Raw genomic sequence first — 25,403 nt, 5'->3', positions numbered from 1 at the left:
ACACCTCACCGGTCAGGCGACCACACCGATAATGCGGGTGAGGCTATTCAGCAGGGCTCGCGGAATCACAGTAGAAACCTGAAACAAAAGACGGTTCGCCTTTCCTGTGAACCGGCAGACCTGCGTCTTACCACTCGGGTTCACCCGAGTTCAGTTACACGACTTGCGCACCCTCGGCAAATTCGGCGGCAGAAACTACGGATGCGAAGCCCTGGCCGCCGATTCTCGGTCTTACCGATCTATCACGCATCCGAAGCCAGGACCCGCGATCGGCCCAGCCCAGCCCAACTCCATGATCAACTTCAACCACCTGGCATCGTTTCTGGATCCCGTCGTATTCCGTTGTTCTTGACCGCCATGCCTCGCTCTCCCGGCACCACCACCTGTCCGTCGGTGACGAGCATGAACCTCTCCAGGCCGGGGACGAAGATGTTGACCACGGCCAGGTTGCCGGTGACGTAGTGGTCACGCTGCAACGGCGTGAGGCCGCGTCTGAAGAGGACGTCGATGAGCTCGTCATAATGGCCGGCGGCGGTGTCCGGCGCTTCCGTGTCCCGGTACGGAACCAGGGTGGCGTCGGCGAGCCGGCTGCTGAAGTCGCCTCGGTAACAGGCATGGAGCGCGGGGTACGGCTTCGTCCAGTCGTGCCGGACGGGCGTCATGGCGGCGAACGCGGAGTGGATGTTCCCGAGCGAGGACGCCAGGTAGACCTGGACCAGCTCGCTCACCGCACGGGCGATCGCATAGTGGCGGGAGAGCGAGGCGCCGCAGCCACGGACCCGGGCAGGTTCGCCGTTCCGCGCGGGAGAGTAGGCCAAGATCGCCGGCACGCCCAGGTCGCTGGTCATGTCGATCAGATGCAGCCGCTGACCGAGGATGGTCTCCGCCACCGACACCAGGGCTGCGAGGTCGTCCGGCAACGTGCCCGCCTCGATGAGGACAAGCGGGGATCTCCGCCGCCCCAGGAACTGGTCGATCAGCAGGAGGGAGAGCGCATCCCGCTCGATGGTCTCGTTGAGCGCGTGGACCGCCGCCTCGACCGGGTCGGTGCCCGCCGCCCAGCCGTTGTTGCAGGAATAGCGGCTCACACCGGTGTAGTCGTAGTGGTCCCCGAGACTCTTCCGCAGCGGGTCGGCCTCCTCGTCGAGGTAGTCCGGCACGGACAGGAACAGCGGCACGTCGACCTCGACGCCGCTGGTCACCGCCCGGAAGGGAAGGCACCCCATAGGCCCGTCGGGCAAACTCCCGAGTAGGCCGAGCGCCACGTCCTGCCTGAGCGTCACGTTGCGGGAGATCTCACCCGCGGGGCGCAGCGTTGTCCCGCCGTCCGCGAGGCCCCGCAGCCCACTGAGGTGGTGCTCCAGCGCCTCGAAGATCGCGCCGACCCGCGCCGCCGCCGAACCTCCCTTGCCGAGTCCCAGCCCGCTGGGTACCGGGTCGTCGCCACGCCACAACGTCGCAGTCCACACGGCGGCGTCACCGTCGAGCACCGCCGTGCAGTCCACCCGAAGATCGAGCTCCGCCACCGCCGCCATACCCCGCAGGTAGGCCTCGGACAGGCTCAGCGCCCGCTCACCGTCCTGGACCAACGAGCCGGCCGCAAGATCCGTTCTCGACATCGCTCCACCTCCGACTGAACGCACCGACACTGCGGGACCCGGTAGGGCCGGGCGGACGAGCCGCCCGGCCCAGTGACGTCGACTCAGGAGGCGGTCTCGACCGCCGCCACCTCGGAGTCCTGGTCACGCTCGGCCAGTTCGTCGAGGATCCGCTGCTCGGTCTCGGCGAGTTCAGGCTGGTCCTTCTGTGCCCGGTAGATCGCGTCGTGCAGTCCCATGCGCTTCCTCCATCATCGATCGGAGCCTTGGTCTGAGCTTCGTGCACGCCGATAGACACCGGATGCACGACTGATATATCCGCAGTCAGGCACCGCTGTTGTTCCATTCACCTCATCCGCACCCCGATGGTCGTACTCGTGTGGCCCTACCGATGTGCTCTGTCTACGAAGCGACGGGCGCAAGGGTTCACGAACGGCCGCGTCCGCTGGCCACTCCGGTTTGCCAGAATGGCGACATGAGGGTCGATCCGCAGGACGCGCCAACGCGATTGTCTGCGATTGACGTGGACTCCCTTCGTTTCAACCTGCTCGGCGTCGTGCGCGGCCGCCGGGGCTCCGTTGATCTCGACATGGGAAGTCCGCAGCAACAGGCCCTGCTCGTCGCCCTTCTCCTGCGGCCTGGCCAGGGTGTGAGTGCGGCCGGTCTGATGGAAGCGCTGTGGGGCGACGACCCGCCGGTCACGGCGACGAAAATCCTCCGTACGTACGCCTGGCGCTGGCGCAGGGTGCTGGAGAACGACGGTGCCGAGCACCGGCTCCTGACGACCGTCGGTGACGGTTACCGCCTGGAAATTCCCGAGGACGCCGTCGATGTGCGGCGCGCCGAGGCGCTGGCGCGCCGCGCCCGCCGGGTCGGCGATCCGGGAAGTGCCCGCGCAATGCTGGCCGAGGCGCTTGCCCTCTTCAAGGGCGAGCCGCTGGCCGGGGTCCCCGGCCCGTTCGCGGAACGGCACCGTCGCAGGCTCAGTGAGCTGCACCTGGACCTGCTGGAGGCGCGTCTGGCGTTGGACATCGATCTCGGCCGCGCCGCCTGGTGTGTGCCCGAGTTGCGCACTCTCAGCGACGAGAACCCGCTGCGGGAAAGCCTTTTCGTGCTGTTGATCCGGGCGCTGCAAGCCAGTGGCCGGCAGGGGGAGGCCGCTGCGGTGTTCCCGGCCGCTCGCCGCAGGATCGTGGACCGGCTGGGGCTGGAACCCAGCGCCGAGCTTGCCGACGCCCACCGGCGGCTCCTGGCTAGCGAGGGGCCCACCGCCCCGCCGTCGCGGAGCGAGAAGCCGCTGCGGAGCGAGGAGCCACCACGGAGCGAGGAGCCACCACGGAGCGAGGAGCCACGGCGGAACGAGAAGCCGCTGCGGAGCGAGAGGCCACCGCGGAGCGAGGAGCCGCTGCGGAGCGAGAAGCCACCGCCGCGGCCGGCCCAGGTCCCGGCCACCACGGCGGACTTCACCGGTCGCGAGGCGGTGGCCCGTCTCATCACCAATGCGCTAAGCCTGCCCGACCGCGGCTCGTTGCCGATCGTGGCCGTGGCCGGGATGGGCGGCCTCGGCAAGACGACCCTGGCACGGCACGTCGCTCACCGACTTGGCGCACACTACCCGGACGGTCAGTTGTACGCGGAACTGAGGGGCGGTGATGCCATGCCGACATCGCCGCAGGACGTCCTGGCCGGCTTCCTCATGGCGCTCGGGGTGGAGTCCGTCCCGGACTGCCAGGAAAGCAGGTCGGCGTTGTTCCGCTCGGTGACGCACGACCGCCGGCTGCTCGTCGTGCTGGACGACGTGCACAGCCTCGCACAGATCACCCCGCTGCTGCCGGGCGCCGCGACCTGCGGCGTCCTGGTCACCTCACGATCCCGGCTGGCCGGCCTGAACGGCGCCGTACACGCCGATCTCGAAGTGTTCGACGAGACCGAGGCGCTTGAGCTCCTGAGCCGGGTGATCGGCCACGACCGGGTGGCCGCCGAGCACGAGACGGCACGGGAACTCGTGGTGGCCTGCGGATTGCTGCCGCTCGCGGTCCGCATCGTGGCCGCACGGCTGGCCGCCCGGCCGGGCTGGTCGATCGGCACGCTTCGCGACCGGTTCACCGGCGGGCGCCGGCTGGGCACGTTGCGGGCCGGTGATCTCGACGTGAACGCGACCTTCCTGGCCAGCTGGCGGCAGCTCACACCGGAGCAGCAGCGCGCAATGGTCCTGTTGGCCGTCACCGATATGCCGGACTTCGCGCTGCCCATCGCGGCGCGCATACTGGGCCGGCCCGAGCCGGACAGCGAAGACCTGCTGGAGGAACTGGTCGACCTGGCGTTGCTCGAGTCGGCCACCGTCGGGCGCTACCACCTGCATCCCCTCGTGCGGTCGTTCGCCCTCGCCCAGGACATCGCTGGGGCGGCCGGGGAGATCGCCGCCTCCCGGGGGAGGCTGCTCGACGCCCTTCTCAGCACCGCGGTCAACGCGTTCCAGCGGGCCGTTCCAGGCGACCCGGTCGCCATGACCCTGTCCGCGGGCGGGCCCGCTGGACAGCCTTTCGACAGCCTTGCGAGCGCCCGGCGCTGGGCGGCCGCGGAACTGCCGAACATCGTGGCGCTGGTCGGGCAGATGGCGACCGGTGGGGTGGACCTCCTTCGTCGCTCGGTGGATCTGATGATTGCGGTGTCACCGTTCGGGCCCGATCCGCGCGCGGAACCGACGATCGAACTGTTGTCCGTGTTGTGCTCTGCGGCGGACCGCAGCGGCGATGGGAAGGTGGCCGGGCGCGCGCACTTCCTACGCGGCAACCTGGCGATAGCGGCGGTACGCCTCCAAGAGTCCGAGCACGAGATCAGGACCGCCGCCCGCCTGTGCGCCGCGCACGACGACGTCGCCATCCTGCGGCAGGCACTGAACGACCTGGGTCTGCTGGCGCTGCATCTCGGCGACTACGACAGCGCCGTCACCCACTTCGAGGAGGCGATCAGGCTGGCCCGTCGGCTTCGCCACCGCACCGGTGAGTTCATGTCGATCGCCAACGCAGCACTGGCCGAGGTCTACCGCGGACGGCCTGCCGATGCGGAGGCCGCCTGCCGGAAAGCCCTGCACTCGTTCGACGATCTGTCGGACGACGGCGCGACCGCGTACACGTGGTACGTCATCGGGCTCGCGGCGTTCGACCAGCAGAGGTACGAGGACGCCGTGTCATGGTTCGGCCGGTGCCTCGATCTGTGTCTGTCGGCCGGTCTGCACGTGTGTGAGGCGAGGGCACGCTACCGGCTGGCGGACGCCTTGCGAGAAACCGGCGCGCTGGAACCCGCTCTCCTGCATGCGCGGCAGGCGGCCGGTCAGTGCGAGCGGCTCGGTGACCAGCGAGATCAGGCATACGCCTACGCGGTGCTCTCGCGGGTGCTGCACGCGCTCGGCGCCGACCACGAATCCCTTGAACAGCTCATCCTGGCCCACGACCTCTTCACCGGGCTCGGCCTGCCGGAGGCAGCCGAGACCGGACGGCAGCTCGCCCGGCGTCCCGGCTAGCGGGACTACACCTTCTCGGTTCGGTGCCGGCTGGGGGCAGCCGAGGATCTGCGCACGTACCCCCCGGATGGCTGCACAACCGGTTTGTCGGCTGGCAAAGCGTGGTGGGCCGGAGGTACCACCATGCGAACCACCCCGCCACCATCGCTGGTGATCTTCTACCGTTGTGTTCGAGCAGGTCACGGGCACCGAGAGGTGGTCGATGAGAAGATCACTGATCGCCAAACACGTCATCGAGTACCAGACGAGCCCGACCCGGGACCTCCTCCTCGGGGAAGATCTCGGCACACAGCGCCAGCACCTCATCGGGACCGGTCAGCCGGAGGTGCTCGACCAGGAACCGGATGTCCTCGGCATCACGGCGCCGCGCGGCGAGCACCTTCATCGCCAGCAAGTGCTCGGGAGACGCGGCCGACACCCGCAGCCCTGGATGATCGAAAACGCGAGGTGCCGCCGCGTCACCGCCGGGCGCGACGTACGCGCTCGCTTGCTCGTTGAGCCACCAGCGCGGCAACCCGAGTTCGTCGGCGACCGCGTGGGCCTCGTCCAGCACGACGCCGTGTGGCTGGAACACCGCGTCAATGTCACGGGTCGCCCGGCGTGCGTCGTATGCCAAGGCCATCGCCGCGCCGCCAAAGACGTAGAGATCCGCGACCACGCCACGCCGGGCCAGCCGATCGCCCAACCGACGGAATGCATCCTCGATCGCCGCCCGGTCCAACAGCGGGTCGTCGGCACTCACGCGACGTTCAATTCCTGGGCCGCGACATACACACCACGGCGCCGAAATGCCGCCGGCGCATGCACCAACGCATCGACCCGCGCTGCCCGAGTATTGAACGGAAACCACAGCCGCCGTAGCGATCTCGTCTCCACCCACGCCGGCGCACCCCGCCCGTCCTTGGCCGCGAGATGTTCTGCCAGCGCCGCGAGGAACACATCCCAGTGCTCATCACCGGTCGCCGCCGGCTCCTCGTCCAGCAGGGTGCTCCGCGTCTCGACCGGTTCCCAGCGGTGCTCTTCGAGGAACTCAGCGATCAGTCGCCACCGCCGTGTCTCGTCCGAGTCGGTGATCAGAGCACCAAGACGCCACAAGGTGAGCGGCTCGTACCCCGGCACAGCCTCGCGATCGTCCACGCCCATGACGGTAGTACACCCCGGACCGGGATCACGGGTAGGCGCTGCCGGTCACGAGCAGCCTTGTCCATCGCAGCGTCCGACCCTGGGTTCGCATCACGGTCGGTATGTCCCGGAGAAGCACAGGTCAAGGGAATACGTGGGGCGGGCGGGACTCGAACCCGCGACCGAGGGATTATGAGTCCCCTGCTCTAACCTGCTGAGCTACCGCCCCGCATCGGCGCGGGAATGGTAGCCCTGTGCACCGACGACCGGCCACCGACATGTGGCGGCGACCCGTGCGGATCGAGTCGGCCCCTCGGGCCCACCGGATCATCCACCGGCGTCGGCACCACCACGGCGGTTCCGGCACGGCGAGGATACCAACCGACTTCGACATCCGGACGACGCCGAGCGGCCGGTCCGCACCGACGATCGCCACCCCGGTCTCCGCCGGCAGTTCGGACGCGCCCTCACCCCGCGCCCGGGCGGTTCGGCACCCGGGACAGTCGGGACGGCCACCAGACCGCCGGGCCGATGTCGTAAGCCAGCGCCGGCACCAGCAGGGATCGTACGACGATCGTGTCCAGCAGGACGCCGAGCGCCACCGCCAGGCCGAGCTCGATCAGGATCACCAGCGGCAGTACGCCGAGCGCCGAGAAGGTCGCCGCCAGCACGAAGCCGGCCGAGGTGATGACGCCGCCGGTCACCACCAGCCCGCGCAACACGCCGGAGCGGGTGCCCCGGCGGACGGACTCCTCGCGGACCCGGCTCATCAGGAAGATGTTGTAGTCGATGCCGAGCGCCACCAGGAAGACGAACGCGAAGAGCGGGAACGACGCGTCGACGCCGGGGAAGCCGAAGGCGTACCGGAAGATCAGCGCGCAGAGGCCGAGGGTGGCCAGGAACGACAGCACGACCGTGATGATCAGCAGGATCGGCGCGAGCAGCGCGCGGAGCAGCAGCGCCAGGATCACCGCGATCACGCCGAGGACGACCGGGATGATGACGTTCCGGTCCCGGGTGGAGGCGTCGGAGGTGTCCAGGCCGATCGCCGTCGGCCCGCCCACCACCGCGTCGGCGCCCGCCACGGCGTGTACGGCGACGCGCAGCTCGCGTACCGTCTGTTCCGCCTCGCGGCTGTCGGCCGGCGCCATCAGGGTGGCCTGGAGTTCGACCCGGCCGTCGACCACCTTCGGCGGGCCGGCGGGCGTGCCCGGTGGGCCCGGTGAGCCCGGGGACGGGGCGCCCGGAGAGGGTCCCGGGGTCGCGCCGCCGGACGGGCCGCCGGAGCCGGTCGCGTTGAGGTCGTCCACCGGCACCGTACGCACCTCGGCCACCCCGGGCACCGAGCGGGCCGCCTCGGCCACCCGGTCGGCGGCCCCGGCGAGCGTGAAGATGGTGGCGGGGCTCCCCATCCCGCCGGGATAGTGCCGGTCGATCACCTCCTGGGCCATCACCGAGTCGGTCCGGTTGGTGAAGAGCTCGGACTGGCTGAGCCGGGTGTCGCCGAGCTGGGTCAGGCCGAAGCCGAGCGCGATCAGGACGAGGGTGGTGACCACCCAGACGAGCCGGGCATGGCGGGCGATGAAGTGGGCGACCGGTTTCCAGAGCCGGCCGACCGAGGCGGCGTGCTCGACGTGCGGCGACCGGGGCCAGAACGCCCACCGCCCGCCGATCAGCAGCAGCGCCGGCAGGAAGGTCAGCATCACCACCAGGGTGGCGCCGATGCCGACTGCGGCCACCGGCCCCAGGGCCTGGTTGGAGCTGAGACTGGAGAGCAGCAGACAGAGCAGGCCGGCGATGACGGTACCGCCGGAGGCGAAGATGGCCGGGGCGGCGCCCCGCCAGGCGGCGAACATCGCCTCGACGGTCTCCGGATGCCGGCACAGTTCCTCGCGGTAGCGGGCGATGAGCAGCAGGGCGTAGTCGGTGCCGGCGCCGAAGACCAGCACGGTGAGGATGCCCTGCGCCTGACCGTTCAGGGTGATGACGTCGGAGCTGGCCAGGAAGTAGACGGCCAGGGCGGCGAGCGCGTACGACAGGCCGGCGGCGAGCAGCGGGATGACCCAGAGCACCGGGCTCCGGTAGACCACGAGCAGGATCACGAGGACGACGCCGAGGGTGACCAGCAGTAGCGGACCGTCGATCGACGAGAAGACCTCGATCAGGTCACCGAGCAGCCCGGCCGGGCCGCCGACCACGACCACCTGGCCGGGGTCGCTGCCGCGCCCGGCGATCTGGCGCAGTTCGCGTACCACCTCGCGGGTCCGGTCGCCCGCGGCGTTGTCCACCGGCACGATCAGCTGGAGTGCCCTACCGTCCGTGCTCGGTATCGGCGGCGGCAGCGGCGCGACCACGCCCGGGACGGTGGCGAACCGGGCCGCGTCCGAGGCTGCCCGTTCCCGGTCGGCGTCGGTGATCCCGCTCTCCCGGGCGTAGACGACGAAGGCCGGTAGCGTTTCCCGCTCGGCGAACCCGGCGGCGAGTCGCTGCGCCCGGGTGGCCTCGGCGTCCGCCGGCAGGAACGCGGCGTTGTCGTTGGTGGCGACCTCGGCGAGCCGGCCCGGGTAGCGCGTTGCCACCGCACCCACCGCAAGCCAGCCGACGACGAGCACGGCGGCGAGCAGCAGGGCGATACGGCGCCGCGATCCAGCCATCTCCCACCCCGCCCGGTCCCCGCCATGTTGCGACGGCCCGGCGGGCGGCAGCGCTACTGCTCCGCCCCGTGGCCGGGCCCAGATATGACGATGCCCGCCAGCGGGGCCGGCGGGCGGGATGTTGGGAAAGCTCCCCCGTTTGGACTCGAACCAAAAACCTGCCGGTTAACAGCCGGCTGCTCTGCCAATTGAGCTACGGGGGATCGCTCGGGCGGCGCTGGATCTCTCCGGCGCCGGGCGACGGGACAAGAGTACAGGACAGCGCGGGGTGGTGGGCTACCGGGTTATCGGCGCCGACGGCGCAGCATATATCGGGCAAAACGACACTAGGGCCGGTACCAGGCATGACATCGAGAGAGGATGGGTAGGGACCTGGGGAACAGACGACGCAGGCGCGACACGGTCGCCCACCGGTGACGCCGGGGGCCCTGACCGCGTCAGAATACGGAGAGGAGCCGTCATGCGCGGAAAGCTGTGGTTCGTCGGCGGGCTGGCAGTGGGCTTCGTCCTGGGCGCCCGCGCGGGCCGGGACAAGTACGAGGAGCTGGTCGTCAAGGGTCGCAAGGTCCTCGACCACCCGACGGTGCAGGAGGCCGCCGGGGTTGCGCAGGCTCAGGCGTCCCGGCTGTACACCGAGGGCAAGGACCGGCTCAGCCACACCCGGCTGGGCGAGAAGCTCAGCACGGCGGGCAACGGAAGCCCGGCCGAGCTGGGCAGCACCGACAGCGACAGCCGCACGGACACGACCGTCGGATCGACGGGGACGAAGACCTCGTCGGGTACGAAGGCACCGGCGGCACCCGCCTCGCGGGCGGCATCGTCGACGCCGGGTACCAACGGCACCACGTTCTGAGCAGGGGCATCGCGCCACGCTCTGAGCCGGTGCGCCGCACCACGCTCTGAGCCGGTGCGCCGCACCGCGTGATCGGTGCGGGGTCGACCCTTGATCGGGCCGACTCCGCACCGTTCGCGTCTCGGCGTCATGCGGCTCTCAGCCGACCGCGACCGTCACTCCTTGCTGCTGAACGCGGCGTCGAAGGCGGCGCTCGGCGCGTCGAAGGCGAGCCGCCGGACGAACTGGAGCGCCTCGGGGGCGCCGACCAGCCGGTCCATCCCGGCGTCCTCCCACTCGATCGAGATCGGCCCGTCGTAGCCGATCGCGTTCAGCGCCCGGAACGAGTCCTCCCACGGCACGTCGCCGTGCCCGGTCGAGACGAAGTCCCAACCCCGGCGCAGGTCGGCCCAGGGCAGGTGGGAGGCGAGCCGGCCCCGCCGCCCGTCTCCGGTGCGTACCTTGGCGTCCTTGCAGTCGACGTGGTAGATCCGGTCGGCGAAGTCGAAGATGAAGTTGACCGGGTCGAGCTCCTGCCAGACGAAGTGCGACGGGTCCCAGTTCAGCCCGAACGCCGGTCGGTGCCCGATCGCCTCCAGGGTCCGCCGGGTGGTCCAGTAGTCGTACGCGATCTCGCTCGGGTGCACCTCGTGGGCGAACCGCACCCCCACCTCGTCGAAGACGTCGAGGATCGGGTTCCATCGGTCGGCGAAGTCCTGGTAGCCCCGCTCGATCATCGCCGGCGGGACCGGCGGAAACATCGCCAGGGTGTGCCAGATCGACGAACCGGTGAAGCCGACGACGGTCCTGACACCGAGCTTCGCCGCCGCCCGCGCGGTGTCCTTGATCTCCTCGGCGGCCCGCTGCCGGACCCCCTCCGGCTCTCCGTCGCCCCAGATCCGGGCCGGGAGGATGTCCTGGTGCCGCTCGTCGATCGGGTGGTCGCAGACCGCCTGCCCGACGAGGTGGTTGGAGATCGTCCAGACCTTGAGGTTGTACTTGGCAAGCGTCTCCCGCTTGCGCTCGACGTACGAGTCGTCGGCGAGCGCCTTGTCGACCTCGAAGTGATCGCCCCAGCAGGCGATCTCCAGCCCGTCGTAGCCCCACTCGGAGGCGAGCCGGCACACCTCCTCGAACGGTAGGTCGGCCCACTGGCCGGTGAAGAGCGTGATGGGTCGCGCCATGGTATTTCTCCCTGTCGATCACACGCGGGATTCGCGACTGCGCCGGGCACGGCGCCGGGTGGACCGGGGCGAGGGTGACCGTCCGGGACGGGTGGCGGGGAACTCCCCGGGCGAGGAACCCTCGGCGTGTTGGTCGACGCGTGCGTCAGGCGCACCCGAGCCGGGCGGGTTGCGCCTCCCGCCCGGTCGCCGGCCATCACCGAGGATCGCCACGACCACTCTAGGCCGTGCCGCCCCGCCCAAGGAAGCCCCGGCACCCGCCCCGGCGGATCCGTGCGGATCCACCGGGGCGGGGCGGGAGACGGGCGGCCCGACGCGTTGGCTCGGGGCCGGGCCGCCCGTCTCCTCGACGGCGGGTGGCGGGCGTCGCGCTGGGCGGGTGGTGGGGATGGCGCGCCCGACCCGCTACCCACTCATCTCAGGGCAGGGTCCACTTCTGGTTGGCGGCACCGGCGACACACTCCCACAGGTGCACGTCCTGGCCGTCCGCCGAACTGTTGTTCGACACGTCCAGGCACTTGCCGGAGGACGGGTTGCGCAGGGTGCCGTCCGACTGGGCGGCCCAGTTCTGCGCTCCCGTCGAGTTGCAGGTCCAGAGCTGGATCTTGGTGCCGTTCGCCGTGCCCGAGCCGGAGACGTCCAGGCACTTGCCGAGGGCACGCAGCGTCTGGCCGTTGCGCGTCCAGGTCTGCCGGGCCGAGCCGCTGACACAGGTGTTGATCTGTGCCTGCGTACCGTCGGCGGTGCCGCCACCGTCGATCTCCAGGCACTTGCCGGCGAGCCCGACCACCGGCCCGGTCCCGGAACCGCCGCCACCGCCCGAGCGGACCAGGGTGAACTCGTCGACGTCGTAGAGCCCGCTGCCGGAGCCGGCCACGGTGAGATAGATGGTGTGGCTGCCGCTCGGCACCCCGGAGAGCCCGGTGCTCACCTCGGCGAAGCTCTCCCAGCCGCCGGTGTTCGGCACCGCCACCGAGCCGAGCACGGTCCCCGTCGGCGAACCGGTCCGGAGCTGGAGCGTGCCGCCGGCGCCGCCGGAGACGACCCGGGCCCGCAGCGAGGTGACCCCGGTCAGGTTCTGCCCGTTGTACGCGGCCCAGTCGCCCGGGTCGAGGTAGCCGATCGTCGAGCCGCCGTTCGCGCCGGCCTTACCGACCACCTGGACCCCGCTCTGCGCGTTGAACGCCTCGGCCTGGATGGTGGTGTTGGTGCCCGGATCCGGGCCGGGACCGCCACCGAGTTCCTTGATCCGGATGTTCCGGAACGAGACGTCGTCGCCGGTGCCGTGGTTCTGGATCCCGATGTGCCCGGCCAGCGACCGCACCGGGTTGGTGTTGGTGAAGTCGTTGATCAGCACACCGTTGAGGTAGATGCGCAGCCGCTCCCCCTCGACCAGCAGCTCGTAGCTGTTCCACTCCCCAGGCGGGTTCAGCGCGGCGTCCCGGGCCGCGATGTCGGCCGACTTGAAGGTGTAGACCGCACCGGTGGTCCGGTCGGCCGCGTCGGTGGCGTCGATCTGGATCTCGTAGCCGTTGTCCACCGCCGACCACGGGTCGCTCGACGGTGGGAAGCCGATGAAGACGCCCGAGTTGTCGTCGCCGGCCATCCGCCAGTCCAGCTTCAGGGAGTACGAGGTGAACTGCTTGGCGCTGTACCAGTAGAGCCCCATGCCGCCCACCGAGGTGAGCGTGGCGTCGGAGTTGGTGAAGCTGCCCGGCCCGGCCTGGGACCAGCCGGCGGTCGAGCCGTTGTAGAGGGTGGTGTAGCCCGTCTCGGGCCGGCAGTCGGCCTTGCTGCGGCCGGCCGCGTACCGGATGCCGCCGAGCAGGTGCGCCCGGAACGCCGGCTCGGCGTACGACTGCTGCGTGTGCCCGCCGCCGGTGTAGAAGGAGCGACCACCCTCGTACGTCTTGCACCAGGCGTGCGGATGGTCAGCGCCCATCCCGCCGCCCGAGTACGACGACTCGTCCAGGGTCGCCAGCACCCGCGCGCTGGACCGGGCGTTGGTGCGGTAGTTGTACCACTCGTCGGTGCGGGTCCAGGTCTGCGGCAGGTGCGCGGTCGCCGCGTGACCCCGGTGCTCCACCTTGATGTTGGCCTGCTGGATCGCCGGATGCGAGGCGAAGTACGCCCCGACCAGGTTGCCGTAGAACGGCCAGTCGTACTCGGTGTCGGCGGCGGCGTGCACCCCGACGTAGCCCCGTCCGCTGCGGATGTAGGACTCGAAGGCGCTCTGCTGGCTGGCGTTGAGCACGTCGCCGGTGGTGTTGAGGAAGACCACCGCCTCGTACTGGGCGAGGTTGCCGGTGGTGAACTGGGCGGCGTCCTCGGTGGCGGTCACGGTGAAGTTGTTCGCCGCGCCGAGTTCGCGGATCGCCTGGGTGCCGACCGCGATCGAGTCGTGCCGGAACCCGGCGGTCTTGGAGAAGACAAGTACGTCGTAGGGGGCGTCGGCGGCACTGGCCGGCCCGGCCGGCACCGTGGTGCAGGCCAGCGCCGTCAGCGCGGCGGTGGCGATCCCGAGCACGGAGCGCACCGCCTTCCGGTCACCCCGGGGGGACAGTCTGTTGGGCATCGTCGCTCTCCTCGTGAGGGCGGTTAGGAGGGGGCCCTTCATCTACAAAATGCGATAAGCGGGGGCCCTTCCTTGCACGTCAGGGCAGGGTCCACTTTTGGTTGGCGGCGGTGGAGATGCATTCCCAGAGGTGGACGTCCTGGCCGTCGGCGGAGCTGTTGTTGGAGACGTCCAGGCATTTGGCGGAGGCCGGGTTGCGGAGGCTGCCGTCGGGTTGTGGGGCCCAGTTCTGGGCGCCGGTGCCGTTGCAGGTCCAGAGCTGGATCCTGGTGCCGTTGGCGGTGCCGGCACCGGAGATGTCCAGGCACTTACCGAGGGTACGCAGGGTCTGGCCGTTGCGCGTCCAGGTCTGCCGGGCCGAGCCGGCGACGCAGGTGTTGATCTGTGCCTGGCTGCCGTCGGCGGTGTTGCCGCCGTCGATCTCCAGGCACTTGCCGGCGAGGCCGACGATCGGGCCGGTGCCGCTCCCGCCGCCACTGCCGGTGTTGATGGTGAAGGCGTCGATGTCGTAGAGGGCACCGGTGCCGGAGCCGGCGAAGGTCAGGTAGAGCGTGGTGGTGCCGGCCGGCGGGTTGGTGATGCTGCCGGTGACGGTGGTGAAGGTGTCCCAGCCGCCGGTGACCGGCACGGTGGCGCTGCCCAGCACGGTGCCGGTGGCCGAGCCGGCCCGGAGCTGGAGGGTGCCGCCGGAGCCGGCCGACGAGACCCGGGCGGTGAACCCGGTCGCGTTGTTCAGCCGGTAGGGGGTGAAGGCGATCCAGTCACCGTTGTTGATGTCACCGACGGTCTGGCCGCCCTCGGCGGCGGTCTTGCCGAACTTGTTGACCCCGGAGGAGGTCTCATAGTGCTCGGCCTGCCGGTGCCGGGGCACCAGCTCGTGCTGGGTGTGCGTGGTCAGCCCGCCCCGGTCGGTGTACTCGGCGTCGAAGATCGGGAAGATGTTCGCCGCGTCGTCGTGCTCGCCGTCGACCGGGATGGTGATGGTGCCGGAGCAGCCGGTGGCCGAGGTGATCTGGTGGCCGTGGCTGTCGTGGCCGAGGACGTAGGTCATCTTCGCCCGCGAGCAGTCGATGCTGCCGTCCTCCGGGTCGGTGACGGTGATCGAGAACGGGACCGTGTCGCCGAAGGAGACGAGTTGCCCGTTGGCCGGGGCGGTGATGGTCACCGTCGGCGCGGTGTTGCCGACCCCGATGGTGACGCTGGCGGTGCCGGTGGCGCCGGCCGGGTCGCGTACGGTGAGCGTCGCCGTGTAGCTGCCGTTCGCGGTGTAGGTCTTCGTCGGGTTCGCCGCCGTCGACGTGGTGCCGTCGCCGAACGCCCAGCTGTAGGTCAGCGCTCCGCCCTCCGGGTCGGAGGAGCCGGCCGAGGAGAAGCTGACCGTCAGCGGTGCCGTCCCGGAGGTCGGGTTGGCGCTGGCCACCGCGATCGGGGCCCGGTTGCCACCGGCGACGTAGTCGAAGCGGTAGAGCGCCGAGTTGGCGTCCCCGTTGAAGTAGCCGGTGCCGTAGTCGAGCACGTAGTAGGAGCCGTCCGGCCCGAACGCCGAGTCCATCACCTGCTTGCCGACCCAGGGGAAGGTGTCGATGGTGCCGGGCGAGCCGTCGGCGTTGACGTGGATCGGCTTGATCCAACCCCGGCCGAACTCGGTGGCGAAGAACTGGCCGTCGAAGGACTGCGGGAACTTGGTGGCCGAGGGGTTCGACGCGCTGTAGCGGTAGACCGGGCCGGCCATCGGGGACTCCGAGCCGCCGCCGAACTCCGGCGGGGTGCCGGCGTCACCGGCGTACCGGATCCAGGCCGGGCGGGCCGGCGGCAGGGTGCCCTGGCCGGTGTTCCGGAACGAGTTGTTGGTCGGCCCGCCGGTGCAGTTGTACTTCGCCCCGCTCGGCCCGTCCGGGAAGGTCCACTCGTTGTACGTCTCGGTGCTGGTGTTCGTCCCGGTGCAGTACGGCCAGCCGTAGTTGCCCGGCGAGGTGATGCGGTTGAACTCGACCTGCCCGCTCGGGCCCCGGTTGGGGTTGGTCGAGCCGGCGTCCGGGCCGTAGTCGCCGACGTAGACGTGCCCGGTCGCCTTGTCGACGCTCATCCGGAACGGGTTCCGGAAGCCCATCGCGTAGATCTCGGGGCGGGTGTTGGCGGTGCCCGGTGCGAAGAGGTTCCCGCTCGGGATCGAGTACGTCCCGTTCGCGTTCACCTTGATCCGCAGGATCTTGCCGCGCAGGTCGTTGGTGTTGGCGCTGGAGCGCTGCGCGTCGTACGCCGGGTAGCGGTTGGTCCGTTCGTCGATCGGCGCGTAGCCGGCCGACTCGAAGGGGTTGCTGTCGTCCCCTGTGGAGAGATAGAGGTTGCCTGCGGCGTCGAAGTCGATGTCCCCGCCGACGTGGCAACACATCCCCCGGTCCGCGGGCACGTCGAGCACCGTCACCTGGCTGGAGGTGTTGAGCGTGAAGTCGGCGTTGAGGGTGAACCGGGACAGCCGGTTGACCCCGGCGAAGGGTGCGAACTGCGCCGCCGTGCCGGTGGCGGGCGCGTCGCCGGACGGGGTGGAGAGCGGCGGGGCGTAGTAGAGGTAGATCTGCCGGTTGCTGGCGAAGCCGGGGTCGACGCCGACGCCCTGCAACCCCTCCTCGTCGTGGGTGTAGACCGGCAGGGTCCCGACCACCGCCGTGTTGCCGGCGGCGTCGGTGCGGCGCAGTGTGCCGTTGCGGGCGGTGTGCAGGACCGAGCGGTCCGGCAGTACCGCGAGCGACATCGGCTCGCCCACCTCGGCAACGCCCCGGGCCAGGGTCACCTGTTGGAAGTCGGCCGCGTTGATCGGGTGTGCCGCGGCCGGGCTGGCCGGCCCGAGCATCGCCGGCCCGAGTACCGCCGGTGCGGCGGTGGCGAGCAGCAGCAGCGCCGTACCGGCCGCGCCGCGCCGCCGATCAGGCACGCGTCGATAGTCTTGTCTGGACATACAGGGCCCTTCCCTCCTGACCATGACTGCCAGGCAGGGCGCGCCGCCGTCGCGCCAGATGCCGTAGCGGTGGGTTGCCGACCCGTGGTGCTGGTGGGCCGGTCGATGGGTAACCGCGCCGCCGGTCACATCGACGAAACATTTATGTCTTGGCCACGACATTAAGTTCTTCAGTTAGATGTGTCCATACCTTCTGCCGGGCCATGTTGGACTTTTGTTCGCCCATGCCGAAAGTGACCCGGACACCCCCGGGACGGTCGACTGCCAACGCTGGTGGTCGGCCGTCCCGGCCGCCGACGCGGCCAGCCTCCGGCCGCACCCGGGCCTCCTCCAGCGGCCCGGACGGCCGCTACGCCTGCCGGTCGACAGTTTCGGCTGCCAGGGAGGCCAGCATCTCGCCCGCCTCGCCGAGCAGCGGGGCGTCGGCCAGTGCCGCCAGGGCGGCGTCGACGCGTACCCTGATCATCTGCTCGATCCGCTCCAGCGCGCCGGTGCCGACGATGATCTCCCGCAGCTCCGCCGCGCCCTCCGGATCCAGCTCCGGATTGCCGAAGAGCGCCTTCAACCGCTGCGCCTGGGCCCGGTCGGCACTCCCCCGGGCCAGCGCCATCATCACCGTCGGCTTCCCCTCGCGCAGGTCCTCCAGCACCGACTTGCCGGTCAGCGCCGGGTCGCCGAAGACCCCGAGCACGTCGTCACGGAGCTGGAACGCGTCGCCGAGCGGGTCGCCGAAGGCGGCGAGCGCGGTCAGCAGCTCCGGCGGACCGGCCGCCAGCGCGGCACCGATCTGCAACGGCCGGGTCACGGTGTAGCGGGCGGCCTTCATCCGGATCACCGTCAGCGCGCTCGCCACCGACCCGTCCCCCACCCCGGAAACCAGGTCCAGGTACTGCCCGGCGATCACCTCGGTACGCATGGTCGCGAAGACACCGTAGCCCCGGTGCACCTCCGCCGGGCCCAACCCGCACTCGTGGAACATCTGGTCCGCCCAGGCGGCGCAGAGGTCGCCGCAGAGCAGCGCGGTGCTCCGCCCGTACGACGCCGGGTCGCCGCGCCAGGCCGACCGGGCGTGCAGGTCGGCGAAGAGCCGGTGCACCGAGGGCTCGCCCCGGCGCCGGTCACTGCCGTCCATGATGTCGTCGTGGATCAGCGCGAAGGCGTGGAAGAGCTCGAGCGCGGCGGCGGCGGCCACGATCGGCGTACCGTCCGCGCCGCCGGCACCGCGCCAGCCCCAGTAGCAGAAGAGCGGGCGCAGCCGCTTGCCACCGGCCAGCACGAACCGGTGCAGGGTGGTGAAGACGCCCCGGGGCGCGCCGTCGGGCCAGTTCGGATCCTGCCGGTCGAGGAAGGCGGCGAGCTGGGCGTCGAAGCGCTTCCGCAACGCGCTGAGGTCCACCTCCGGCACCGTGGCCGTCATGACCCTTCTCCAGGGGCGACGCCGGCGAGGCGGAGCAGCAGGTCCTTGACCTCGGTGGCGGCGTACCGGTCCCGGGCCGCCGAGGGGTCCGAGCAGAGCAGCACCGGGCCGTCCGCCGGGTCGGCCGGCAGCCGGCCGTGCGAGCCGCGTACGGCGCGGGCGCCCGCGTCCAGCCCCACCACGCTCATCAGGTAGCGCATCCCGAGCTTCTTCCGGGCCAGCGCCACCGCCGCCCGGCGCTTCGCCGCGCCCGGCGCGGCCGGGTCGAAGAAGAGCTCCGCCGGGTCGTAGCCGGGCTTGCGGTGGATCTCCACCAGCCGGGCGAAGTCCGGGGCGCGGGCGTCGTCGAGCCAGTAGTAGTACGTGAACCAGGCGTCCGCCTCGGCGACCAGCACCAACTCGCCCGCGCGCTCGTGGTCGAGCCCGTGCGCCGCCCTGCCGGCCGCGTCCAGCACCTCGGCCACCCCGGGCAGCCCGGCGCAGAGTTTCGCCACCGCCGGCACGTCGGCCGGATCCTGCACGTAGACGTGCGCGACCTGGTGGTCGGCGACGGCGAAGGCCCGGGACGTCCACGGGTCCAGGTATTCCATCCCGTCCTGGGTGTGGACCCGGAGCAGCCCCTCGGAGCGGAGCAGCCGGTTCACGTCCACCGGCCGGCTCGCCTCGGTGATGCCGTACTCGGAGAGCACCACCACTGTCGCGTTCCGGGCGGCGGCCGCGTCCAACAGCGGCTCGAGTACGGTGTCGAGTTCGGCCGCGGCGGTCGTCGCCTGCCGCGACGACGGGCCGAAGCGTTGCAGGTCGTAGTCGAGGTGCGGGACGTAGACCAGGGTCAGGTCCGGGTTCTTCTCCACCATGATCTGCTCGGCGGCCCGGCAGATCCACCGCGACGACGGCAGCCCCGCGCCCGGCCCCCAGTAGGTGAAGAGCGGGAAGCCGCCCAGCTTTCCGGTCAGCTCGTCGTGCAGCTCCGGCGGGTCGGTGTAGCAGTCCGGTTCCTTGCGCCCGTCGGCGTAGTAGATCGGCCGGGGCGTCACCGTCCAGTTCACGTCCGCGCCCATCGCGTACCACCAGCAGACGTTGGCGACCGTGTAGTCCGGCCGCTCCCGGCGGGCCGCCTGCCAGACCTTCTCCCCGCCCATCAGCGCGTGGTGCTGCCGCCAGAGGAGGACCTCGCCCAGGTCCCGGAAATACCAGCCGTTGCCGACGATGCCGTGCTCGGCCGGTAGCGCGCCGGTCAGCAGCGTCGCCTGCGCCGAGCAGGTCACCGCCGGCAGCACGGCGCCGAGTTCGGCCCGGCAGCCGGCGTCGGCCAGCGCGCGCAGCCGGGGCATGTGGGCGAGCAGTCGGGGGGTCAGCCCGACCACGTCGATCACGACCAGTGGATCAGCCATCGTGCCTCCTCGGCGCGGATGTGGATGCGGGGGCGGCCGGCCCGGCCGGCGGGGCGGGGACCTCGGTCAGGCCCAGCGCCACCAGTTCGTCGCGGGCGAAGGCGAGTTCGGCGGCGATCCCGCCGGCCAGCTCCGCGTCCGATTCCGGGCGCTGCGCGGCCGGCAGCACCCCCCAGGTGTACGTCTCGACGTCCAGGTGGTCGCAGCCGGCGACCGGCCCGGCGAACAACTCCCGCAGCGCCGACCGGAGCACCGGGACGGTGGACTCCAGCGGCGGTTCGGGTACGGCGTGCAGCGGTACGTGGTAGTGCACCCGCCAGGCGCCGGGCAGGCCGGCCGCCAGCGCCGCGTCCAGGTCGTCGGCGGCGTGCGCCGGGTCGGCCGGGTCGGCGGAGTGCGCACACGCCTGGGCGCGGGTCTGGTGCAGGAAGCGCGGTTCGACGTACCGGCGCAGGGCCGGTGCGGCCGCGACCGGATCGGCGGCGGCCAGTGCGGCCGAGACCTGGACCTTCACCACCGGCAGCTCGGCGCCGCGCAGCCGGGCCAGCGCCGCCGCCGGCTCCTCCCAGGCACAGGCGAGGTGGGCCAGGTCGAGACAGACACCGAGCCGGTCGGTGTCCACCCTGGACAGCGCGGCGACCGCCTGGCCGGTGGACTCGACCACGCAGCCCGGCTCCGACTCGAAGCCGACCCGCACCGCCCGGCCGGTCTGCCAGGCGATCCGGGTCAGTCCCTCGGCCAGCTCGTCGAGCACTCGGGCCGCCCGGCGGGACCGCCGCTCGTCCCACGGCTCCCGCCAGGCCAACGGCAGGGTGGAGACGGAGCCCCGCACGGCGTCGTCGGGGAGCAGGTCGACCAACACGGTGGCCAGGTTGAGCGTGTAGACCAGCCGGTCCCGGGTGGTCCAGTCCGGCTGGTAGACCGCCTTCTTCACCACCGGCGCCTGGAATGCCTGGTAGGGGAAGCCGTTCAGGGTGACCACCTCCAGCCCGCGCGCGGTCAGCTCGGCCCGGAACCGCCGCCGGGTCTGCGGGTCCGCGGCCAGCCCGGCCGCCACCGGCGCGGCCAGCCACAACCCCAACCCGAGTACGTCGGCGTCCAGCCGCTCCCGGATCCGCGCCGCGTACGTGTCGAGCTGCGCCACCACCCCGGCCAGGTCCTCGGCCGGATGCACGTTGGTGCAGTAGCTCAGGTGCACCACCTGCCCGTCGGCGTGCCGCAGCCGCATCAGGCACCGCCCCGCAGGATCGAGTTCCCCTCGAAGGTGGCCGACCCGGGGGAAGGCTCGGCGTCGGCCGGCTCGTTGTCGGCCGTACCGGCGTCGGCCGTACCGGCGTCGGCCAGGTCGAGCCGGCCGGACTGGCCGTAGAACTCCACCGGGTTGCGCCAGAGCACCCGGTCGACGTCGTCCTCGTCGAAGCCGGCGGCGAGCATCGCCTCGGCGGTGGCCCGGGTCAGCAGCGGATCCGAGCGGCCCCAGTCGGCGGCCGAATTGACCAGCATCCGCTCGGTGCCGTACTTCCGGAGCAGCTCGACCATCCGGGGCGGCGACATCTTCGTCTCCGGATAGATGGAGAAGCCGAGCCAGCAGCCGGTCTCCCGGACCAGTGGCACGGTCACCTCGTTGAGATGGTCGATCACCACCCGGCCCGGGTCGAGACCCGACTCGGCGACCACCGCGAGGCTCCGCTCGGTGCCCCGGGCCTTGTCCCGGTGCGGGGTGTGCACCAGCGCCGGCAGCTCGTGTTCGACCGCCAGGGCGAGTTGGGCGGCGAAGACCTCGTCCTCCTCCGGCGTCATCGAGTCGTAGCCGACCTCGCCGACCGCCACCACACCGTCCTTGTCGAGATAGCGGGGCAGCAGGTCGAGCACCTCGCGGCAGCGCCTGTCGTTCGCCTCCTTCGGGTTCAGCGCGATCGTGGCGTGGTGCCGGATCCCGAACTGGCTGGCCCGGAAGGGCTCCCAGCCGACCAGCGAGTCGAAATAGTCGACGAAGGAGGCAGCGCTGGTGCGGGGCTGGCCGAGCCAGAACGCCGGCTCCACCAGGGCGCGTACCCCGGCGGCGGCCATCCGCTCGTAGTCGTCGGTGGTCCGCGAGGTCATGTGGATGTGCGGGTCGAAGATCCTCATCACGCCTCCTCGGCGCTGCCGGGCCGGGTCGGGGTCCCCGACCGGTGCAGCGCGCTCAGTCGGTCCAGCAACGCGGTCGCGTCGGCGGGCATGTCCCGGCCGGCCGCCCGGCGCTCCTCGGCGAAGCCGGCCAGCATGGTGGCCAACTCGGCATCGGCCCGCTCGTCGAGCCGGTGCACGGCGGCCAGCGGGATCCCGGTGAAGACGCACTTGAGCACCGCCTGCCGCCACGCGGGCTGGTCGAGCCGGTCGGCGTACCGGCCGAGGGCGGCGGCGACCAGCCGGGTGTCGTTGGTCCGGATCGCGTCGTGCAGCAGCGGGACACCGGCGTCGCCGACCGGCAGCAGCGGGAGGGCCCGGAGCACCGCCCGCTTCTCGGCGGCGTCGCCGTGCCGGTAGCAGTCCTCGATCCGGCCGGGCAGCTCGGCCGGGGGCAGTGCGGCCAGCAGCAGCACCCGGGCCGCGTCGTCGGCGGTCCACTCCGGCAGCTCTGGCAGGGGCGCCCGGCCGCACCTGCGGCCGGCGGAGGCGAGGAACCGGCCGATGCTGGCCGGCTCGGTCCCGACCCGGCGTAACGCCTCGGCCAGCCAGCCCCGATCGGGCACCCCGACCCGGTCCGGCTTCCCGACCCGGTCCGGCTTCCCGGCTCCGTCAGGTGCCCCGGCCCGGTCGGGGAGCCGCCCGTCCGGCGCGGCGAGCAGCGCGGCCCGCAGCCGCGCCAGCTCCAGTTCAGGTTCTGGTTCCGGTTCCATCGGTCCTCCCCAGGCGGTGTCCGGTGTGGATGGTGGTCGCGGTCCCCCCGTCGTCTCCGTCAGTCAGGTCACGCTCGTCGGTGCGGTGGTGTCGTGTCCGTTCGGGTGGCGTTGCCGGGCAGGTGCGCCGGCCGCCGCGCCGCCGGACCCGGCGGCAGTGCAACGGGCCCCGGAGGCAGTCCGGTGGCGGTGGCGGCGGCGCGGAGAAAGTCGATCGAGTGCGCCGCCACCGAGGGTGCCGCGTGCGAGTGCCGGGGCAGCTCGACCGCGACCAGCCCGGCGTAGCCGGCCTCGGCCAGCTCCCGGAGCACGGGCGGGAAGTCGATCTCGCCGGTGCCGAACTCCAGGTGCTCGTGCACGCCTCGCCGCATGTCGTCGATCTGCACGTTCACCAGGTGCGCGGCGACCTCGGCGACGCAGTCGGGCACCGGCCGTGGCTCCAGGCAGCGGCAGTGCCCGATGTCGAGGGTAATGCCGAAGCCCGGCGGGGCGCCGAGCGCGTCCCGCAGCCGCCACCAGTCGGCGATCTCGGCGACCAGCATCCCCGGCTCCGGCTCGAAGCCGAGCACCACCCCGGCGGCGTCGGCGTCCTCGACCAGTCCCGCGCAGCCGGCGACGAGCCGGTCCCAGGCGGTCGCCGGGTCGACCCCGGCCGGGCGTACCCCGGACCAGAAGGAGACCGCCTCGGCGCCCAGGTCGGCGCCGATCGCCACGGCCCGGCGCAGGAACTCGACCCGCAGCGCGTTGTCGTCGTGCAACAGCGTCGGCGCGTGCTTGTGCCAGGGGTCGAGCAGATACCGGGCCCCGGTCTCGACCACCACCCCGAGGCCGTGCGCGGCGAGGCTCCGGCCGACCGCCGCCACCCGGGCCGCGAGGTCCGGGGCGAACGGATCCAGGTGGTCGTGGTCGAGGGTCAGCGCCACACCCTGGTAGCCGAGGTCGGCCAGCACCCGTAACGCGTCGTCGAGCCGGTGGTTGGCGAAGCCGTTGGTGCCGTACCCGAAACGCAGGCCGGGCCGGTCGGTGCCGGCGGCGGCGGTCATGTCGGCGAAACCAGTCGGGCGAGGCGGCGGCCGAGCGGGGCGGCGGCGGCCACCGCCACGCCGAGCAGCGCGGCGCCGGCCCGGGCGACCAGCGCGCCCTGCAGCGCGGGCAGGCCGGTGATGCCGGTGCCGACCGCGGCCCGGACCCGCGACGCCTGCGGGTCGGCCGCCACCCGGGCCTGCGCGCCGCCGTACTGCAGGCCGTACCAGCCGGCGAGCGCGGCCGGCACCAGGCTCCGCCAGGTGACCCGCCGGCCCGGCTCACCGGCACTGGCACCGTCGCGGCGGGGGGCGACCGCGGCGGCGGCGACCGCCGCGGTACCGGCCAGGGTGGCGACCGGCAGCGTGCGGGTCGCGCCGGAGACCTCCCGGCGGGAGAGTTCCGTGACCGTGTACGTGTGCGCGGCCACGGTCAGTGCCGCCGGCACGGCCCGCAGCGGCCGACCCTGGCTGGCGCCGAGCAGCACGTCCAGCCCTCGGCAGGCGGCCATCACCGCCGGCCCGGCCGGAGTGTTCTTGGCCCGCAGGTCGTACGCCCAGATCGTCCCGGCCAGCGGCACCGCCACGGCCAGCGCCCGGCGTCCGCCGGCCAGCCCGGCGAGCCCGATCCCGGCGGCGGTGAGCCCGGCCGAGACACCGAGGGCGAGCCCCGGCGAGACCCGTCCACTGGGGATCGGCCGCTCCGGCCGCTCCCGCGCGTCGAGTTCCCGGTCCGCCCAGTCGTTGGCGGCCATTCCCGCCCAGTAGAGCAGCACCGACGCCCCGGCAAGCCCCGGCACCCGGCGGTCCAGCGCGTCGGCGGCGGCGGCCCCGGCCACCACGTCACCGGGTACGGAGAGCGCGGCGGGCGCCCGGACCAGCTCGGCGAGGTCACGCAGGGACGGCATCCGCGGCTCCCGAGGTCGGCCCGCCGTCCAGCTCCCGGACGAAGGCGCGCAGCGTGGCCCACTGTTCGGCGAGGGCGTGCGGCACCTCGCCGAGCGGATCCTTGAAGAAGAACGCCAGCTCGGTCAGCGGCCCCACCCGGCCGGCCCGGTGCGCGGCGGTGGTCAGCCGGGCCAGGTCGAGCACCAGCGGTGCGGCGAGCGACGAGTCGCAGCCGTGCCAGGTGAACTCCATCCGCATCGGCGTGCCGAGGAAGCCGGAGAAGGTGATCAGGTCCCAGGCGGTCTTGAAGTCGCCGATGTCGTCGACGTACTCGATCCGGGTGGTGCCCTGCGGGACGTAGCCGAGGGTCTCGCCGAGCACCCGCTGCTTGCTGGCGGACTTGGCCGCGTTCGCCGCCGGCTCGGCCAGGTTGGCGCCGTCGCCGCCGCCGAGCAGGTTGGTGCCGGACCAGCTCCGCACCCGCAGGTTGCGCATCGCGAACATCGGGGCGAGCACAGACTTGACAAGCGTCTCGCCGGTCTTGCCGTCGTGCCCGGCGTAGGGCACACCGGCCCGGTGGGCCAGCTCGGCCAGGGCGGGCAGCCGGGCGCCGGTCGACGGGGTGAAGTCCACGAAGGAGCAGCCGGCGGTGAAGGCCGCGTACGCGTACGCGGAGCTGGCCGGCAGCGGGCTACCGGTGGCCAGCGCGGCGTCGAGCGCGGCGAGGTCGGCGTGCGCCGGACGGACGTCCGGCGCCGGCTCGGTCGAGGAGACGTTCACCACCACCACCCGGTCCAGCCGGTGGCGCTCGCGGAACCGGGTCAGGTCGGCGGCGACCGCCTCGACCACCGCCGCCTGCGGGCCGCCGGTCGGTGCCGGCCGCAGCTCGGCCTCGACCGCGCCGAGTTCCTCGGCGAGCGCCGTCACCAGCCGGGCCGGCAGCACACCCGCCTCCGCCAGCGCCTCGGCCTTCTTCACCAGCGGGGTGGTGGCCACGTCGTGGCCACCGAAGACCAGGTCGGCGAGGGCGGGCAGGGCCGGGCTGTTCAGGGCCGGCACCTCGGTCACGCAACCGGTCGGCTCGGCCAGCCCGGCGCGCAGGGCCAGCGCCCCGACCGTGCTGGTCACCGCCACCGAACCACGTCCGCCAACCAGCCAGACACCCGTACGCATCAGTGCTCCTCCCTCCGCGCCGATGAAGGTGCCCCGCCCGCCCGACCGTCCCGGTGGAACATCCCGGTTGCGGCACCGGAGTCGGCGGCACCGGCACCGCTCGGGTCCGTGACCGTGCGGGCGGACGGGGCGTGGCAGGCAGGGCCGGTCGGCGTCGCGGTCCTGCCTCCCCCGATCCAGGCG

The 25,403-nt window shown here is 72.0% G+C and carries 18 protein-coding genes and 2 tRNA genes; 2 read left to right on the top strand and 18 right to left on the bottom strand.

Annotated elements, in window-relative coordinates; all coding sequences use genetic code 11:
• Positions 1 to 302 precede the first annotated feature (302 nt).
• Both ACN28C_RS13390 and ACN28C_RS13385 read right to left on the bottom strand, forming a co-directional pair.
• The gene (locus ACN28C_RS13390) at positions 303 to 1,619 is read right to left on the bottom strand and encodes a YcaO-like family protein (RefSeq protein WP_422773791.1); all 1,317 of its coding nucleotides are present in this window, start codon (positions 1,617 to 1,619) and stop codon (positions 303 to 305) included.
• Positions 1,620 to 1,702: 83 nt separating this feature from the next.
• Entirely contained in the window at positions 1,703 to 1,837 is a 135-nt protein-coding gene (locus tag ACN28C_RS13385) for a hypothetical protein (RefSeq protein ID WP_421494590.1), read from the bottom strand.
• 236 nt (positions 1,838 to 2,073) lie between these two features.
• On the opposite strand from ACN28C_RS13385, the gene ACN28C_RS13380 reads away from it, so the two are divergent.
• The gene (locus tag ACN28C_RS13380) at positions 2,074 to 5,121 is read left to right on the top strand and encodes an AfsR/SARP family transcriptional regulator (protein WP_422773790.1); all 3,048 of its coding nucleotides are present in this window, start codon (positions 2,074 to 2,076) and stop codon (positions 5,119 to 5,121) included.
• A gap of 211 nt (positions 5,122 to 5,332) precedes the next feature.
• On the opposite strand, the gene ACN28C_RS13375 is transcribed toward ACN28C_RS13380, so the two are convergent.
• From ACN28C_RS13375 to ACN28C_RS13355, 5 genes are all read right to left on the bottom strand, one after another.
• Positions 5,333 to 5,863: a DUF6036 family nucleotidyltransferase gene (locus tag ACN28C_RS13375; RefSeq protein ID WP_422773789.1), complete on the bottom strand. Its 531-nt coding sequence runs from the start codon at positions 5,861 to 5,863 to the stop codon at positions 5,333 to 5,335.
• Positions 5,860 to 6,258, bottom strand: coding sequence for a hypothetical protein (locus ACN28C_RS13370; protein WP_422773788.1), 399 nt, complete (start codon positions 6,256 to 6,258; stop codon positions 5,860 to 5,862). The genes ACN28C_RS13375 and ACN28C_RS13370 overlap by 4 nt, the downstream gene beginning before the upstream one ends.
• A gap of 140 nt (positions 6,259 to 6,398) precedes the next feature.
• Positions 6,399 to 6,472, bottom strand: a tRNA-Ile gene (locus tag ACN28C_RS13365).
• A 238-nt stretch (positions 6,473 to 6,710) separates the two neighbouring features.
• Positions 6,711 to 8,897, bottom strand: a complete 2,187-nt coding sequence (locus tag ACN28C_RS13360; protein ID WP_422773787.1) for an MMPL family transporter — start codon at positions 8,895 to 8,897, stop codon at positions 6,711 to 6,713.
• A 130-nt stretch (positions 8,898 to 9,027) separates the two neighbouring features.
• A tRNA-Asn gene (locus tag ACN28C_RS13355) sits at positions 9,028 to 9,100 on the bottom strand.
• 257 nt (positions 9,101 to 9,357) lie between these two features.
• Between ACN28C_RS13355 and ACN28C_RS13350 the strand changes: the two genes are divergently transcribed.
• The gene (locus tag ACN28C_RS13350) at positions 9,358 to 9,750 is read left to right on the top strand and encodes a hypothetical protein (RefSeq protein ID WP_422773786.1); all 393 of its coding nucleotides are present in this window, start codon (positions 9,358 to 9,360) and stop codon (positions 9,748 to 9,750) included.
• Positions 9,751 to 9,905: 155 nt separating this feature from the next.
• Here the strand turns inward: ACN28C_RS13350 and ACN28C_RS13345 are convergent, their stop codons facing one another.
• From ACN28C_RS13345 to ACN28C_RS13295, 11 genes are all read right to left on the bottom strand, one after another.
• Complete coding sequence (locus tag ACN28C_RS13345) at positions 9,906 to 10,913, bottom strand: sugar phosphate isomerase/epimerase family protein (protein ID WP_422773785.1); 1,008 nt, start codon at positions 10,911 to 10,913, stop codon at positions 9,906 to 9,908.
• A gap of 418 nt (positions 10,914 to 11,331) precedes the next feature.
• Positions 11,332 to 13,488 (bottom strand): ThuA domain-containing protein, encoded by a 2,157-nt coding sequence (locus tag ACN28C_RS13340; RefSeq protein WP_422773784.1) that lies wholly within the window; start codon positions 13,486 to 13,488, stop codon positions 11,332 to 11,334.
• Positions 13,489 to 13,567: 79 nt separating this feature from the next.
• Positions 13,568 to 16,339 carry a PQQ-dependent sugar dehydrogenase gene (locus ACN28C_RS13335; RefSeq protein ID WP_422774649.1) on the bottom strand — a complete coding sequence of 924 codons (2,772 nt, stop codon included), beginning with the start codon at positions 16,337 to 16,339 and terminating at the stop codon, positions 13,568 to 13,570.
• Positions 16,340 to 16,793: 454 nt separating this feature from the next.
• Positions 16,794 to 17,861, bottom strand: a complete 1,068-nt coding sequence (locus ACN28C_RS13330; protein WP_422773783.1) for a polyprenyl synthetase family protein — start codon at positions 17,859 to 17,861, stop codon at positions 16,794 to 16,796.
• Positions 17,858 to 19,255: an alkaline phosphatase family protein gene (locus tag ACN28C_RS13325; RefSeq protein WP_422773782.1), complete on the bottom strand. Its 1,398-nt coding sequence runs from the start codon at positions 19,253 to 19,255 to the stop codon at positions 17,858 to 17,860. The genes ACN28C_RS13330 and ACN28C_RS13325 overlap by 4 nt, the downstream gene beginning before the upstream one ends.
• Entirely contained in the window at positions 19,248 to 20,483 is a 1,236-nt protein-coding gene (eboE, locus tag ACN28C_RS13320) for a metabolite traffic protein EboE (RefSeq protein ID WP_422773781.1), read from the bottom strand. The genes ACN28C_RS13325 and eboE overlap by 8 nt, the downstream gene beginning before the upstream one ends.
• A complete protein-coding gene (locus tag ACN28C_RS13315; RefSeq protein ID WP_422773780.1) occupies positions 20,483 to 21,385 on the bottom strand; it encodes a TatD family hydrolase in 903 nt (300 codons plus the stop codon). Before ACN28C_RS13315 ends, eboE begins: the two co-directional genes overlap by 1 nt.
• The gene (locus ACN28C_RS13310; RefSeq protein WP_422773779.1) at positions 21,385 to 22,137 is read right to left on the bottom strand and encodes an EboA domain-containing protein; all 753 of its coding nucleotides are present in this window, start codon (positions 22,135 to 22,137) and stop codon (positions 21,385 to 21,387) included. The genes ACN28C_RS13315 and ACN28C_RS13310 overlap by 1 nt, the downstream gene beginning before the upstream one ends.
• Before the next feature lie 68 nt (positions 22,138 to 22,205).
• Positions 22,206 to 23,180, bottom strand: coding sequence for a sugar phosphate isomerase/epimerase family protein (locus tag ACN28C_RS13305; RefSeq protein ID WP_422773778.1), 975 nt, complete (start codon positions 23,178 to 23,180; stop codon positions 22,206 to 22,208).
• Positions 23,177 to 24,067 carry an SCO3242 family prenyltransferase gene (locus ACN28C_RS13300; RefSeq protein WP_422773777.1) on the bottom strand — a complete coding sequence of 297 codons (891 nt, stop codon included), beginning with the start codon at positions 24,065 to 24,067 and terminating at the stop codon, positions 23,177 to 23,179. The genes ACN28C_RS13305 and ACN28C_RS13300 overlap by 4 nt, the downstream gene beginning before the upstream one ends.
• Positions 24,051 to 25,220, bottom strand: a complete 1,170-nt coding sequence (locus ACN28C_RS13295; protein WP_422773776.1) for an inositol-3-phosphate synthase — start codon at positions 25,218 to 25,220, stop codon at positions 24,051 to 24,053. The genes ACN28C_RS13300 and ACN28C_RS13295 overlap by 17 nt, the downstream gene beginning before the upstream one ends.
• Positions 25,221 to 25,403 lie beyond the last annotated feature (183 nt).

This window comes from Plantactinospora sp. WMMC1484 (assembly GCF_049315195.1).
In the GTDB taxonomy this organism is placed as follows: Bacteria; Actinomycetota; Actinomycetes; order Mycobacteriales; family Micromonosporaceae; genus Plantactinospora.
Note: the sequence above shows the minus strand (reverse complement) of the source record. Positions and strands in the feature narration are given on the sequence as shown.